At 44.3% G+C, this 14,447-nt stretch carries 17 protein-coding genes and 2 pseudogenes; 14 read left to right on the top strand and 5 right to left on the bottom strand.

Features of this window, described 5'->3' with window-relative positions; translation table 11 throughout:
* Positions 1 to 10: 10 nt before the first annotated feature.
* The 11 genes and pseudogenes from A8990_RS08915 to trxB all read left to right on the top strand — a co-directional run bounded on the left by A8990_RS08915 (position 11) and on the right by trxB (position 5,687).
* Complete coding sequence (locus tag A8990_RS08915; protein ID WP_116188670.1) at positions 11 to 718, top strand: response regulator transcription factor; 708 nt, start codon at positions 11 to 13, stop codon at positions 716 to 718.
* A complete protein-coding gene (locus tag A8990_RS32055; RefSeq protein WP_245995927.1) occupies positions 715 to 1,092 on the top strand; it encodes a hypothetical protein in 378 nt (125 codons plus the stop codon). Before A8990_RS08915 ends, A8990_RS32055 begins: the two co-directional genes overlap by 4 nt.
* The gene (locus A8990_RS32710; protein ID WP_425463892.1) at positions 1,046 to 1,168 is read left to right on the top strand and encodes an ATP-binding protein; all 123 of its coding nucleotides are present in this window, start codon (positions 1,046 to 1,048) and stop codon (positions 1,166 to 1,168) included. Before A8990_RS32055 ends, A8990_RS32710 begins: the two co-directional genes overlap by 47 nt.
* Complete coding sequence (locus A8990_RS08905; RefSeq protein ID WP_116188668.1) at positions 1,155 to 1,358, top strand: hypothetical protein; 204 nt, start codon at positions 1,155 to 1,157, stop codon at positions 1,356 to 1,358. The genes A8990_RS32710 and A8990_RS08905 overlap by 14 nt, the downstream gene beginning before the upstream one ends.
* A gap of 58 nt (positions 1,359 to 1,416) precedes the next feature.
* Positions 1,417 to 1,539: a hypothetical protein gene (locus A8990_RS32465; RefSeq protein WP_281272492.1), complete on the top strand. Its 123-nt coding sequence runs from the start codon at positions 1,417 to 1,419 to the stop codon at positions 1,537 to 1,539.
* Positions 1,521 to 1,709: pseudogene (locus tag A8990_RS32050) on the top strand (cyclic nucleotide-binding domain-containing protein); the annotation flags it as partial. The gene A8990_RS32465 and the pseudogene A8990_RS32050, both read left to right, overlap by 19 nt.
* A 132-nt stretch (positions 1,710 to 1,841) precedes the next feature.
* Complete coding sequence (locus A8990_RS32045) at positions 1,842 to 2,117, top strand: Crp/Fnr family transcriptional regulator (RefSeq protein WP_245995914.1); 276 nt, start codon at positions 1,842 to 1,844, stop codon at positions 2,115 to 2,117.
* A gap of 140 nt (positions 2,118 to 2,257) precedes the next feature.
* Positions 2,258 to 2,911 carry a peroxiredoxin-like family protein gene (locus tag A8990_RS08895; protein WP_245995913.1) on the top strand — a complete coding sequence of 218 codons (654 nt, stop codon included), beginning with the start codon at positions 2,258 to 2,260 and terminating at the stop codon, positions 2,909 to 2,911.
* A gap of 40 nt (positions 2,912 to 2,951) precedes the next feature.
* Positions 2,952 to 3,401 carry a hypothetical protein gene (locus A8990_RS08890; RefSeq protein ID WP_116188666.1) on the top strand — a complete coding sequence of 150 codons (450 nt, stop codon included), beginning with the start codon at positions 2,952 to 2,954 and terminating at the stop codon, positions 3,399 to 3,401.
* Positions 3,402 to 3,418: 17 nt separating this feature from the next.
* Positions 3,419 to 4,660 (top strand): MFS transporter, encoded by a 1,242-nt coding sequence (locus A8990_RS08885; protein ID WP_116188665.1) that lies wholly within the window; start codon positions 3,419 to 3,421, stop codon positions 4,658 to 4,660.
* Between the two features lie 52 nt (positions 4,661 to 4,712).
* Positions 4,713 to 5,687 (top strand): annotated as a pseudogene (gene trxB / locus A8990_RS08880) (thioredoxin-disulfide reductase).
* 461 nt (positions 5,688 to 6,148) lie between these two features.
* Here the strand turns inward: trxB and A8990_RS08875 are convergent.
* Positions 6,149 to 6,493, bottom strand: coding sequence for an MmcQ/YjbR family DNA-binding protein (locus A8990_RS08875; protein ID WP_116188664.1), 345 nt, complete (start codon positions 6,491 to 6,493; stop codon positions 6,149 to 6,151).
* Positions 6,494 to 6,998: 505 nt separating this feature from the next.
* On the opposite strand from A8990_RS08875, the gene A8990_RS08870 reads away from it, so the two are divergent.
* The 3 genes from A8990_RS08870 (at position 6,999) to A8990_RS08860 (ending at position 9,388) form a co-directional block, all read left to right on the top strand.
* Positions 6,999 to 7,718: a response regulator transcription factor gene (locus A8990_RS08870; protein WP_116188663.1), complete on the top strand. Its 720-nt coding sequence runs from the start codon at positions 6,999 to 7,001 to the stop codon at positions 7,716 to 7,718.
* Positions 7,715 to 8,773, top strand: coding sequence for a sensor histidine kinase (locus tag A8990_RS08865; protein ID WP_116188662.1), 1,059 nt, complete (start codon positions 7,715 to 7,717; stop codon positions 8,771 to 8,773). Before A8990_RS08870 ends, A8990_RS08865 begins: the two co-directional genes overlap by 4 nt.
* Positions 8,774 to 8,872: 99 nt before the next feature.
* Complete coding sequence (locus A8990_RS08860) at positions 8,873 to 9,388, top strand: stalk domain-containing protein (protein WP_181909479.1); 516 nt, start codon at positions 8,873 to 8,875, stop codon at positions 9,386 to 9,388.
* Between the two features lie 63 nt (positions 9,389 to 9,451).
* On the opposite strand, the gene A8990_RS08855 is transcribed toward A8990_RS08860, so the two are convergent.
* The 4 genes from A8990_RS08855 to A8990_RS08840 form a co-directional block, all read right to left on the bottom strand.
* Positions 9,452 to 10,561 carry a GerAB/ArcD/ProY family transporter gene (locus tag A8990_RS08855; protein ID WP_116188660.1) on the bottom strand — a complete coding sequence of 370 codons (1,110 nt, stop codon included), beginning with the start codon at positions 10,559 to 10,561 and terminating at the stop codon, positions 9,452 to 9,454.
* A gap of 55 nt (positions 10,562 to 10,616) precedes the next feature.
* Entirely contained in the window at positions 10,617 to 11,768 is a 1,152-nt protein-coding gene (locus tag A8990_RS08850; RefSeq protein WP_116188659.1) for a Ger(x)C family spore germination protein, read from the bottom strand.
* 18 nt (positions 11,769 to 11,786) lie between these two features.
* Positions 11,787 to 13,214 (bottom strand): spore germination protein, encoded by a 1,428-nt coding sequence (locus tag A8990_RS08845; protein ID WP_245995912.1) that lies wholly within the window; start codon positions 13,212 to 13,214, stop codon positions 11,787 to 11,789.
* A 312-nt stretch (positions 13,215 to 13,526) separates the two neighbouring features.
* Complete coding sequence (locus A8990_RS08840; RefSeq protein ID WP_116188657.1) at positions 13,527 to 14,246, bottom strand: peroxiredoxin-like family protein; 720 nt, start codon at positions 14,244 to 14,246, stop codon at positions 13,527 to 13,529.
* Positions 14,247 to 14,447 lie beyond the last annotated feature (201 nt).

Here is a 14,447-nt window from a genome sequence, read left to right as displayed (position 1 = left end):
GGGGGGTTGCATGATCCAGGGTCATATCTTAATTGTTGACGATGAAACCAATATGCGGAATCTCCTTCGTCTCTGTTTGACTCAAGAAGGGTATGAAGTTACTGAAGCCAAGGATGGATTCGAAGCTTTAGATCTGCTGAAGAAAATACCGTTCGATTTAATCATATTGGATATCGTTATGCCTGATTTGGATGGATGGGAAGTATGCCGGAATATTCGAGATACGAAGAAAATCCCCATATTAATGCTTACGGCTCGCTCGGATACGAAGGATAAGGTGCAAGGACTGAAAATGGGAGCCGATGATTATCTGGTGAAACCGTTTGAAATGGATGAGCTGGCTGCCCGTGTCGTCGCTCTATTGCGAAGGGTTAATTTATTCAATCATTCAAATGAGAGATCAGCCATTCATTCCTATCAGAATATGAGTATCCATCATGACAGCAGAGAAGTATGGGTTTGTCATGAAATGGTCGAACTGACGCCGAAGGAATACGATCTATTGTATTTTCTCATCACTCGCCCCCGAAGAGTATTTAGCAGGGAAACACTGCTGGACCAAATATGGGGTTCAGATTATTTTGGTGATATACGCACGGTTGATACTCATGTTAAGAACATTCGAGATAAGCTGCGCAAAGCGGGGCTCGCTCATATCCCTATTCAGACCGTATGGGGCATCGGATACAAATTAGAAGGAATTGATGAACGCCAATGAAATGGAACCGAATTGTAGCCAAACTAGGCGGGATGATTATTTTGCTTTTTCTCGTTGTTATGCTTCCGATGGGTTTTGTCATCAATCAGGTCTTTAAGGGCTTCTATTACAAAAGCACGCAAGAGAAGATGACCCAGTTATCGGATCGGTATGCCGAAGCGTTATCAGGCGGCACAGTGAATGTCCAAATGATTATGATGATGGCTGAATTTTCACAGATCAATTCTTTTGCGATCAACCGTGAAGGGAAAATAATCGCGTCTACGGGTTCTGAAAGCTTGCCTGCTGGCTTCGTTGTGCCCCGGTACGGGGTTGGGACTGGCTATTGTGAAAAAGCTAGTGGAGCTGCTCGGCGGGGAAATACGGGTATATAGTCAAACGGGACAAGGTTCGCGGTTTGAGGTGGATTTCCCTGCGAACGTACGGAGGGCGGAGAATGAGACTTCTTGACTGGTTAGTCGCTGTTTCGTTAGTAGTTATCGGTATCGCCTGCTTAACGATGGCGGCGACGTGGATGATGGGCTCAAGCTCTGCAATTCATAACTTTTTCAGTATCTTAATGTGGACGATAGTTCCGCTCGTTATTGCGGCTATCGTTTATTTCGTACTGCAATTCAAACAAGGAGAACGAGGAAAGTGAAGAGGAATCATGTTTCAAAGTACCTCATTGGCTAAAGCATTTGGAGGATCGATATTAAATGAACAAGCTCTGGTGTTTATCAGAAATCAGCATTTTTGAAGAAATGTCACGAGAAGAAATAGATGAGATTGATCAGCCAGATACCATCCGTCATACAATTGGATCTCAAAAAACACATTAGTCCAAACCCCTGATTTCACGCGCGAGGGACTTTATTTCGTCAAGGAGGGCAAGCTTAGACTCTATAAACTGAATGACAGCGGAAAACAGTTCACGCTCGGCATTCTCACAAGAGGAAATATATTTGGAGAGTTAAATTCATTCTCGTTCGGGACCAAGCGGGTTTTTATTGAGACAATGGAATCATCACTTCTTTGCAGCATGTCGGAGCCTCAGTTTGAACGTCTGATGATCAATCGGCCTCGACTTGGGCTCAAATTTCTTAAAGCACTCAGCGATCGCTTAAAGGAGCGAGAGGATCAATTGGAACAGTTTGTACTTCATAGTCTTAGAAGGCGCGTGCTCCATCTCCTTTCAACACTGAGTGCCCAATTCGGCATTATTCAAGACGGATATGCATTGATCGATCTGCCGCTTTCGCATCAAGAGATTGCGAATATGCTCGGTGCTAGCCGCGAAGCGGTCAGTAACTTGATGAGCGAGCTTGCCAAGGAGGGCATTGTTAAGACTTCACGCCTGTCTGTTCAACTTGCTGTTCCAATCCTTGAAGAAAATAGGATTCGGAACGCTACACATTGAAAGGCAAAGACCACCGGATCCCCGGTGGTCTTTGCTTCTACTTTAAGGTCAAATACCGTGAGAACTGTAATTTACTTTACAGAAGTCCACATAATTTGAATTTATAATCAAGCTACACTTTAGACATTGGAGGTTTATGGATGATGAACAATCAAAATTTAACCGAACAACTGGAATTGGCCACGCAGCAGTTCAAGGCTAATTCACCGATTGATGCGCAGGTCAAACTCGGTCAAATGATTGAGGGACTTCAGAAATCGGGGTTAGCTTCTGGGAAGCAAACAGGTGAGAAGGCAGTGGACTTTAAATTAACAAACGCACTAGGCCGGGATGTGATTCTATATGAAGAGCTCTCGAAAGGGCCAGTCGTGTTGGTCTTCTATCGAGGCGGATGGTGTCCTTTTTGCAATATGCAATTAAGGGCTTACCAGCGGATATTGCCGGAGATCCAGGCGATCGGAGCAAAGCTAATAGCGATTAGCCCGCAAAAGCCGGATCATTCGTTGTCGCTTCAGGAAAAGGAAAAATTGGAATTTCAAGTCGTTAGCGATTCGAATGGTTTGGTAACTGCCAAGTACAATCTGCTTTTCGATGTTCCACCGGGTGTAAGGGAACTTATGGAAGGCATCCCCCTTGATCTTGCGGAGTACAACAATACATCGAAATGGATTTTGCCGGTTCCTGCTACGTTCATGATTGATGAGAGCGCCATTATTCGCTCCTCTTATGTCAATCCGAATTTCATGCAGCGTCAAAGCCCGGAAGAAATTTTGCGAGAACTAAAAAAGCTGTAAAGACGTTACATCATTCATTTGTGAAGGAGGGGATAGAGGCATGGAAAAAAAGAATTTTCAACCTCAGGCCATAAACTCCGAAATATTGCTTCGTCATTGGCTAGGTGCTATAAAGTACCGATTCATGACTGCCATTTCCGAAACAGAGCGAAATTTTGCTGCATTTGATGCAGGTTACGGCGTCAGGACACCGATCGAGATTGTATGCCACATATCGCAATTGTTACAGAATTGCTATTCAACAATTTCAGGCTCGCCGCACGTACGACTTGAATCTAAAGGCTGGTATGAAGAAGCGGCGCGCTTATTTGATAAAATCGAGCAATTGGATCAAGTCATCTTGCAATGTTTACCGGATCAAAGCGTTATCGAAACTCTTGTTCAGGGACCGTTAACGGACGTAACTAGCCATCTCGGCCAATTGACGATGCTTCGCAGATTAGCAGGAACTCCGGTTTCGCACATCAATTATTCGCAAGCAATGATTTAAAAGGAGGCCCGTACGCTATGAAAAAAATGTTATGGGTCATCTTCATGATGTCCACCGGCACTTCCTTCACCTCGCCTATATTTCCGTTGTATCAGGAGCAGTATCAATTAAGCAGCCTTCAAATCACCATTTTATTCGCTATGTATGCGATCTTCCTGCTTCCCTCTTTGCTCATCGTAAGCTCAAGAGGGAGCGCTTGGGGGCTGAAGCGGGTTCTTCGCGCCAGCATCCTGTTGTCGATTATCGCCACCTTGCTCTTTATGGCAAGCCAGCAGGCCTGGCTCGTTTACGGGGCGAGACTGCTGGAAGGAATCGCTTATGGATGCTTTACAGGCACCGCAGTCGCATTCTTGCTGAAGCAAACTTCCAAGGAGAAATCAGCCAACGCGATTCTGTTGTCAGGTATGGCCGTTTCTTTTGGTTTCGGTCTAGGACCCGCATTGGCCGGTTTAATCATCCAGTATCTGCAACTAATGCCGCTGCGCGCGCCTTTCTGGTTGTTGACCGTTATGTTGCTTAGCGCTGGAATCAGTCTGGAAACATTGCAGGATGAGGAACTTCAAGCTCGGAAGGAACGACGTCGATCAGCGCCGGCATCGATTTCGCTCGGGGTGTCTAACGACATTAAGCCTCATTTCTGGTCGTTCAGTGCACTGCCCGTTTTCACGTTGTTTACCTTGAACGGAACCGTTCTCTCCTTGATTCCTTCCTTCGTGAAAAACGTGATTCATACTTCAAACCTTGCCGTGTCCGGTCTCCTGATTCTACTGCTTATGGGGGGCGGCACGATGATGCAAATGCTGCCATGGTTCAAACATCCAGTCGTACGCCTGCGGATCGGCATCGCCTTACTGGCTTGCGGAGCATGGCTTGTCGTTCTCTCCGGGAAGTCCGAAAGCATAAGCCTGATGTGGATCGGGGTGCTCGTTCAAGCGCTAGGAAGCGGTTGGACGTTCCAGATGAGCTTGCGACTGGCCGGCGAACTTCCGAATGTATCGCAGCGGCCGAAGGTGATTTCGACTTATTACTTTGCCGGTTACATCGGATTCATTGTTCCCATCGTGGGAGTCGGTCTCCTAAGCCGCTTGTTTGACTTGTACGTGTCTCTGATCGTCCTGAATGTTCTCGCTTCCCTTCTAGTTCTCTTTATGTTGGGTTATTCTGTAGGGTTTGCGCGGTACTATGCCACTAGAAACCGAACGCATGCACTCGCGGAAGGTCTTCCATCCAAGGCGGGTTCGCAGGTCTTGCAATCCTAAAAGTCGTTACATACTTATACATCTTTGACCCCATTATGAGGAGTTGCTTATTATGTACAAAACAATTGTAATCGGTACCGGCCCAGCTGGATTAACTGCGGCGATCTACCTGGCAAGGGCGAATTTGGAGCCTCTTGTCATCGAAGGTACCCAGCCTGGCGGACAACTGACTACGACAACAGAAGTTGAAAACTTCCCCGGCTTTCCGGACGGTATTTTGGGAACGGAACTCATGGATAATATGCGAAAACAAGCAGAGCGATTCGGAGCCAAGTTTAAATCCGGTCGGGTGAGCCGAGTCGATCTAAAGAGCCGTCCGTATCGATTGTTCTTGGAAAGCGGGTAGACGCTTATCTCCGAGAGCGTTATCCTCTCGACAGGGGCTACGCCGAATTTACTTCACATACCGAACGAACATGAGTATGTCGGAAGAGGGGTGAGTACCTGCGCTACTTGCGACGGCTTCTTCTTTAGAGGCAAAAAGGTAATCGTTGTAGGCGGAGGCGATTCCGCGATGGAAGAAGCGCATTTCTTGACGAGGTTTGCCAAAGAAGTCCGTGTCGTGCACAGAAGAAACCAGCTGAAAGCTTCTCAAATTATGCAGGACCGAGCACGGCATAATGAAAAAATCGAATGGAGTTTAGATCGAACACCTCTCGAGGTTATCCCGGGCGAGAAGGGAGTGTCTGGACTTAGGGTACGCGATAACCAAACCGGCGACGAGGAAATCTTCGAAGCGGATGGTATTTTCGTAGCGATTGGCCATCGTCCGAATACCGAGTTTCTTGACGGACAACTTCTGACCGATAAACAAGGATACTTGATTGTAAAGCCTAGAACATCGGAAACCAGTATTCCAGGTGTATTCGCTTGCGGTGACGTACAGGATCCTCATTACCGGCAGGCAATTACTTCTGCTGGGAGCGGAGCAATTGCTGCGATGGATTGCGAGCGGTTTCTGGAAAAAGCATCCGATAGGCTAATCAAGAAACAGACGAGTATTATGTATGGCTGCTCGATGGTCTAGTTATATGTAAGATGTAATCACTTATTAAGGAGCGACGGAGTTAAATTGGGACATTACATAGTAAACATGCAAAAAAACCTGTTCAAGTGAGGGAATATCTTGAATCAGTAATTATGTGACAATGCAGTCATAATTGAATCCATATGCGAGCATGGGAGAAATTAAGAAAAGAGAGCCTAGAATTCTCCGAACTGAGCCCCTCGGCTCAAGGCGTTCATCGACGCATTCGTCATCGTCGGGATTGGTGACGTACAAGCGTTGTACGTGGAAGGCCATGATTTTCAACCGGAACGCGCGAAAGAGATCATCCGGACAGCAATGGAACAGGCCGTCAAGATTGCCGCAGACTGGTAACGCATCGAACGCGAGTTGCAATCACAATTTCACAAGCCAAACGACAATCCCGCTTACAATAGGAATGCGGGATTGTCGTTTGGCTTGATAATCGATAACACAAGAAACTATCCTCGAATAGACTTCTGTGTGCTCTTAGGAAGGCTCTTAACAACCAAATCGTAAGAGTGGTCAATCATTTCAAAAATAGCCGACTCTGGTAAAGAACCCTCGAGAATAATCGTATTCCAGTGCTGTTTATTCATATGATACCCCGGTCGAACGTCCTCATGCTGCTCTCTCAAGTTTTCCGCAATCACCGGGTCACATTTTAATACCAAGTATCCTTTTTTCTCGAAAAAAAGTGCGAATATTTTACCGGCGAGTTTTATCGCGATTGGATCGGGACCCGAGGGATAATCCTTATTCGCATCTTTTTTGTTTAGACAGTATTCAATTAATTTATTTTTCATACCGACTCAGCTCCTTAATAAATGGATAACCCATTGTCCATGACTGGCTGCCTTGTCTATGCAGATTAACATGCGGGCCGAAGCGGTCTCAGTAATCTACTTTACAGTAGTCATCTGTATCTCGTATTTCAAAAGAGAATGGAGAACTGTAAATTACTCTACAGAACTCCGGTTTAATTGGATTTAAAATCAAGTTATCCCTTCGATGTTGGAGGTGTTAGAAGAATGAGCATCCAGCGCTCGGACGAGCTTCTCTACCATTCGAAAGATTACGAAGGCGGAATAATCTTTTTGATAAATGTAACGCCTGTCATTAATGACAGGTCTATATTTTTTATGCGCTAGGTTGCTTAATAGGGAACTATTCGCCTTACACAGGGATACTACCAAGAGAATCCTCATGTAGCCGTGGTTGAATTAATACTTTTGTAAGCATTGCTTTTTTCTGAATGGGTTATAATCGCAATAAAGCAACGATCAACAAGCAATAAAGGAGGACCGAGAGATGTCCATTAAAATATTAATTGCAGATGATGAATCCAATATCAGAGATGTTTGCACACGATATTTGGAAAGAGAAGGTTATGAAGTTATCGCAGCATGTAATGGGGAAGAAGCGATGAAAATCTGGGCAGAAGATGGACCCGATCTTATTATTCTCGATGTCATGATGCCGAAGAAGAACGGTTTTCAAGTTTGTGAGGAAATAAGAAATAAACATGAGGTTCCCATTATTCTGTTGACAGCACGAGGGGAGGAGAATGATCGGATTATAGGGCTTACGATGGGGGCTGACGATTATATAACGAAGCCATTCAGTCCTAGGGAATTGGTACTGCGCGTGAAGTCTATTCTTCGCAGACTCCGATCCGTTCCACCCGAGCGAGCTGAATCGTTTACAGTTCCTAAGAAAGATACGATTCAATTTCCAGGGCTAGTCATCCATCCTCCAAGTAGAAGTGTTGAGGTGGATGGCGTTAAGATGGAATTGACCGTTAAAGAGTTTGAGCTGCTCACTATACTTGCGACTCATCCAGAGCAGGTTTTTTCGCGAAGCCAACTGCTGAACAAGGTATGGGACGTTGATTATTATGGAGACACAACAACGGTAACCGTTCACATCAGGCGGCTTCGGGAGAAAATTGAAACCAACCCGTCCGAACCTATGTTTATTAAGACTGTTTGGGGTATTGGCTATAAGTTCGAAGGACGTGACGCTCCTTGAAACAAAAATTGCACTTTAGATCCTATTTAATGCTTCTAAACGGTATCAGTATTTTAATTATTTTAGTGAGCGTCTTCATCATCTACCGCTATATGTTGCTTTCATGGAACGAGTACAGAATCATTACGAGTATTACAATTGGCGCAGCAATCATATCCCTTGGCGTACATGCGCTTCTGATCCATCCTCTTGCAAAATGGTTGAGAGTGTTATCAGACGATACGGAGCGAGTTGCCCAAGGCGATTTCAATATCGACGTGCCGCAGATTGGTCCTCGGGAATTTCAACAATTGGCGGGGCAATTCAATCGTATGTCCAGTAGGTTGCGTAATATGTTTGAGAAGCTGAGAGCTTCAGAGGAAGCACGTTCAGAGCTCATCGCCAACGTGTCGCATGACTTGCGTACGCCGATGGCATCCATTCAATCTTTCGTGGAAGCATTGCAAGATGATGTCATTCAGGATCAAGCGACCTTTGAACGATACCTCCAGACCATTCGTCTCGAAACCCAAAGGTTGGATGCTTTGATCGAAGATTTATTCCAGCTGTCCAGACTTGATTCCGGCGTAATCGAACTGAGACAGCAATCGATTGCTGTTGATAGTTTAATCTTAGAAGTATTGCAAAGCCACTTTATGCTGCTGACCGAGAAACGTATTGAGGTCAAGGTACAAGTGCCTGACGACATCGGACGTATTTGGGTTGATGATTTTGAAATGAAACGCGCTCTGGGCAACTTGCTTCAAAATGCAATTCGGTATTCGCCACACTCATCAACAATTGTATTTGAAGCTAGTAAACGCTCAAGCAATTTTGTGGAGCTTTCGTTAAAAGACCAAGGCCCAGGTATAGCCGAACAGGAGTTGGAGAGAGTGTTTGATCGATTTTATAGATCGGATCCATCGCGTGGGAGGGAAGGAGGGGGCGGCGCGGGCCTGGGGTTGGCAATCGTCCAGTCGATTGTGCGACGTCACGGCGGTGAACTCGGCGTAGAGAGCCGCCTTGGGGAAGGGAGCCGCTTTTGGTTAACGTTACCTCCGAATAGAATCGTATGAATTTGTTAATTCTTTTGTAATCATTGCTTTAGTCTTCCTTAAGAGCATTTCGGTATGTTTATTACCGGAGAGCCAAACAACCTTAAGGAGGAATTTTCAATGTTCAAAATGAACAAAGCAGTTGCCGTATCCGTGCTAGCCATGTCTCTACTTGTTCCAAGCATCGCAGAAGCGAAGGACGTGATGCCGATGCAATCGAAGTCAAGCACGATGATGGATCAGGGTCAGATGATGAATACGAATAATCTCGTACCCTTGAGAATGTTTGCAGAAACGCTCGGTTATACAATTATGTGGAACAAAGCGGATCGCTCTATTACGTTGACATACATGGGAACGGACATGGACATGGACATGACTATGGATGGAGCTATGGGCGACGGCATGACTATGGGAATGGATATGGATATGGATATGACCGCACAATCCGACAAAATGGCGATGAATGCTATGTACAAGATAAAATTAATGTTCGATTCGAAATCCATAATGGTTGGCATGGATAATAAAATGATGGAGCATGCCCCTATGCTTATGGATGGAAAAGTTTATGTTAGCAAAGACGTTGTGATGAAGTATTTGCTGGCGCCATTTATGATGAAGTCCATGTCTTGATTAATAACTAGAAGGTTAGCAGAAAGAAGGATGAAGAGGAGCCTGTCATAACCAGGCTCCTCTTCATCCTTTTCTGCAATTATTGTCGATCTTTTTATTCGATTCATTTCTTTTGGCGATTGAAACGATCCATAATAGAAAGGGGATACCGATACCGCAAACGGGGAATATCACATTCATCCAAAAACTGTCATAGAATGTAAATGCCGTCTCGTTCGGGATCAAAATTGCCAAAATAAAAATAACCGGTGCGATGAACCAAATCATTCTTCGCCAATTCTTCACGTTGAACCACTGCGCCATCTCGTAACTGGCGATAAACAAATATAAGGATAATTGGGCGGTCACTCCGAAAAGCCAAATAAACATAAAGAAGATATCCACATTTTGAATGAAATTTAATATATCAATGGTTCTTACATACATGAAATAAGTAAACCTTATTTTAGAGGCAAAATTCGGCCCAAAAACCATTAACACCATAAGCGTGGCAACTAGAACCATTGAAACGGTGATGCCCAGGCCAATCATAGATTTTGAAATCGCTTGTTGCGGATTTTTCATAAAAGCGATAAGAACCAATAAAGTGAACGGTCCTGGAAACCAAAATGCGGGACCAACTGATCCCTTAATAATGCTGATCCATCCGGAATCCACATAGACAGGGAGCAGATTATGCCAATCCGCGTTGCTTACATTTAAGATAAAGCTGACAATCAACACAAAGATAATAAGAGGTCCTATTATCTCGCAGAATCGACCGATTCCCTTCATTCCGGAGGAATAGGTCAAAAAAATCATAAGGCTTAATATGAGCAGCATCATGATCCACAGTGGTGTTCGATCAATTAAGATCGGCTGTAGAAACCCTGAAAACTCACGCAGGAGCCCCGCGCAAAATAAGCACCAGGCTATGAGGTAGGGCAGCGTAATCATTCTCCCTAGCCAATTGCCCAACATACCGCGGCTGAATTGAGTCAAAGTCTGATTAGGGTGAAGCATGCTGAGATGAACGACAAGAAGTGTCAAGACAGTTCCGAATACTCCACCAATGAGTATGGAAAGCCACGCATCTTGGTTCGATGCGGCAATTGCCGGTGAAATTCTAATCCCAATTATCGCGCAGACTTCCGTTATGATAATCCATATCAACTGCCAGCCTGAAAGGCTCATCTTTCCTTCCTTCTCTTATACGAGGATGTATATCCTAACCGTATTTAGGCATTCATTAAGGTATGATTTTGATTGAAGAATTGGCTTCGCCCGGGTCACTGCATTGAAGTTCTACTTTGACCTTAACATCAAGACCGGGAAAAGTAGCGTACCAATTTTTTTTCAATGCTTTCCACTGGGAAGGATAATGTCGATGAACGCTTTCGCCAAACCCGAATATGTCCGTCTTATACTGTTTTTGTACTTTTTCAATTAATTGTTGTACGGATTTTTGAGTTATTCGACTGAGTTCGACTTGAATGATTCGCAGATCATTTTCTTTGGTTGGATTCAAGTTTGAATTGTTCTCGACCAGTGTTCCTTTTCCTTTGAGTCGAACTTCGATTTTAATTTCATGATTGACGATTTTCACGCGGATTCGTCGATCTAACGTATGCAGTTTCAAACTAACCGTTCCTTGTCCCCGTTTGACGAAGGAAGTAACGACCAAACGCTTTTGTCTGCCTGTGATCCAATTGGCATATGCCGCCTCTTGGGTGTTTAGAAATCCGATTAGTTTCAAACCGTCATTTTTGTTGAATATCGCAGAACCGGAATACACGGTTTGTTTTGAGGCCGATAAGCTTAAAGCAGGAAGAATGGGCTGCAGGCTCGGTCTCAAAGCATCTGATAAGAAATTTCGGAAATAATAGCTTTTTAAACCTATTGCCTCTTGTTTATCAACGAGTTCCGTAGATGAATATGATTCGAAAATAGGCGTTGCAGCAAGGATGTCTTTCGCATCGGCGTCTTTCACGACATATATCCTTGAACGCATTTCTGATTGAGGATTACGAATAAACTCGTCGAACAGATCGTCGATTCCATGCTCCGCCAAACGTTGTCCGATGAGAATAATCCTGCGTTGCCCGATAAATAGACTTCTCGGCAGCTGTAACTGGATGTTGGGGACTGCATCGTAAACGTTCCTTCCAGTCGCGCTAACCACACGAAAGGTTTTATTTTTCTTACCGATGCTTCCTTCTTGACCGCCCATGCCAGAGGGTATAACGATTTGAGAGCTCAATTGTAACTGGCCGTCTTCTAATAAATCCAAGCCTGCCCCTAAAGAGAATGCGAGTTGATCCGGTTCCTTTAAGTTCCAGCAGCCGGTTGTGATCCATACTGTTAGAAGCACGACTAAACAAAGTTTGCTTACCTTAATCATGGTTGATCTGCCTCATTGTTAAGAAGTTTCTATTACACGCTTCCGAGGCCTTCGGAGGATCAGGTGCGTGAATTTACGCGCGATCTGCGGAGCAACGGGGGTTAAATAGGGGGTACCGAATGGACTTAGATGGATCAAGTGAATCAATATCGCCATCATTCCAATCCCCAATCCGAATAGGCCGAATGTTCCGGATAATATCAATAAGGGGAATCTTAATATCCGGAGAGCATAACCAAACCGAAATCTCGGAATGATAAATGATGAGATTCCCGCAGCGGCTACGACGATAACAATAGGAGCGGAAACGATTCCAGCTTGGACTGCCGCTTCCCCTATAATCAGTGCTCCAACAATGCTTACGAGAGGCCCTATCTGCTTTGGTAAACGGATGCCGGCTTCACGAAGGCCCTCAAATACGAATTCCATCATGAATACTTCGATTACTGTCGGAAAGGGAGACCTTTCTCTTAGCGATGCTATCGTCATCATCAGTTCCAATGGGACCATTTCTATATGATAATTGGTTAATACAATATATATGGAGGGGAATAATACGGAAAAGAAAGCAAATATAAAGCGAACCCATCTAATCATGCTTACGAACAAAAATCGTTCATAATAATCGTCATGCGCCAAAAGGCCTTCCCAGAACGTCGTTGGAACAATAAGTACGCATGGGTCGCCATCCGTAAGTATGGCTACTTTACCTTCAAGCAATCCGGCTCCTACTACGTCAGGCCGCTCCGTGACCATCATTTGCGGGAAGGGAGATAGATGAGTGTCCTCAATGCTTTCTTCAATATAGCCCGATTCAAGAATTTTATCGATATGTATCCCTTTCAGTTTTTCACGTACCTCAACCAGCACGGGCATTGAAACAATTCCCTCAATATAAGTTATAACAATATCGGTCTTAGTCAGTTCTCCGATCGTCATCGATTCGAGCTTCAGTTTCGGAGTTGCAGCTATCCTTCGCAGCATGGCGGTATTTATTCGCAGTGACTCCGTAAATCCTTCTTTAGAACCTCGAATGCTCGCTTCATTAAAAGGCTCTTCTGGGGATCGGGTTTTAAAATTTGAGACATCCGCTAGAAGGACCGTTTCTTCACCATCGGCCAATATCGCAACGTTACCCTTCAAGATGAATTCAGCTATTTGTTCGAAGTTGGAAAGTTTCTTGGTTGATAGTACTGGAAAGAGCTGTTGGGCGCACATTTGGGCGACGCTGTCGATTGTCCCTAGTCCTTGCAGGAGCCCATCGTAAATCAAGGGTTTTAGTAAGTTTGCAGTTATAATATCGGAATTGATCATGCCATCGACATAGATTAATAAAATTCTAGTCTCTCCATGAATCGTAATGTCACGGAAAACAACATCAGAACAATCTTGGAATACGGTTTTAAATGTTTTTTCATTCTCGATGATGTTACTGCCTATGTCCATATCGTTGTCTTCTTTCTGAGAAGTAATATTCATATAGCACCCAAAAATTTCTAAATATACCCCTTCAGCACAATATTTGATTGCCTCATCAGCACCTGTTCTTCACATAAATTTTTAACTCTCTTGTAGTAGATGATGTCTCATGGACATAGGAATCTGGAAGATTGAAAAACAACCAATTTTCTTCATACCAAGAACACTCCCCGACTTGGTCACAGCAAGCGAATGGAATGCACCAATTGGTGTAATGAAAGAGGACCGGATGGCATTCGCCGTTTCGGTCCTCTTTCAAACCATATCAACGTGCAGGTTTCAAGAAATATTATCTTTAAATAACCCTCTTGGTTCCGAACGAGAATGAATTTGACTCTCCGAATAATAGTACTGCAATGACCGGACTATTTTTAAGGTTTCGGACGGTTCCATCCGCGTTCTATGGTTTACGTCAGAGGCACCGGCTATGACGGTTCCATTTTTATCGATAATAAATGTGGCTGTGACAGGAAGTTCAAATGTATGATCACCGTTATATTGATTAAGCTCAATGCCAGATCTTTTCAGAATTTCTTGCTGAAAGTCGGGCAGCTTGTATTTAAGATTGTAGTTTTCTGCTGTTTTGTTGTTCGTATCGCTAAGGACGGAGAAACTTAGTTCATGTTTTTCTTGCATGGAAAGCGAATGGTCCGGTGTTTGCGGGCTAATGGCAATCAATTGAGCACCAGCAGTTTTTATCTCATCGATGATGCGCTCATAGGCTTTCAATTGCAAATTGCAGTACGGACACCATTCACCACGATAGAACACGATAATGACAGGACCCTTGGCTAGTTCTTCATATAATGTGACTGATTTGCCCGCAGCGTCATCCAGAGTAAAATCGGGAGCTTTATCTCCGATATTCAGTCCTACGCCTGCACCCTGAACTCGAAGGTCCTGAATCAATTTGGCAAATGCCGCAGCGGCTTCTGGCGACATATTACGGGCTTGGAGTGCATCCAATTCATCTTTTAAGCTTCTTTCCCGTTTCTCCATCCTTAAATCTCCTCTCACGATTGCAATCTCAGTTTATTCGTTGAGCGAATTTACTCCTGCCATCCCGGACAAATTAAGATTGACTGATCACTCAATGGCTTGGCAGTTTAGTTTAAAGGCTAACATGCCAATAGAATCGGCAACTGTCATCTACATTACAGAACTCCGATTTTCTTAGAATTATAATCATGCTATCAAGTA

It is taken from the genome of Paenibacillus taihuensis, assembly GCF_003386535.1.
In the GTDB taxonomy this organism is placed as follows: Bacteria; Bacillota; Bacilli; order Paenibacillales; family Paenibacillaceae; genus Paenibacillus_Z; species Paenibacillus_Z taihuensis.
This window is presented reverse-complemented; position numbering and strand designations above follow the sequence as displayed.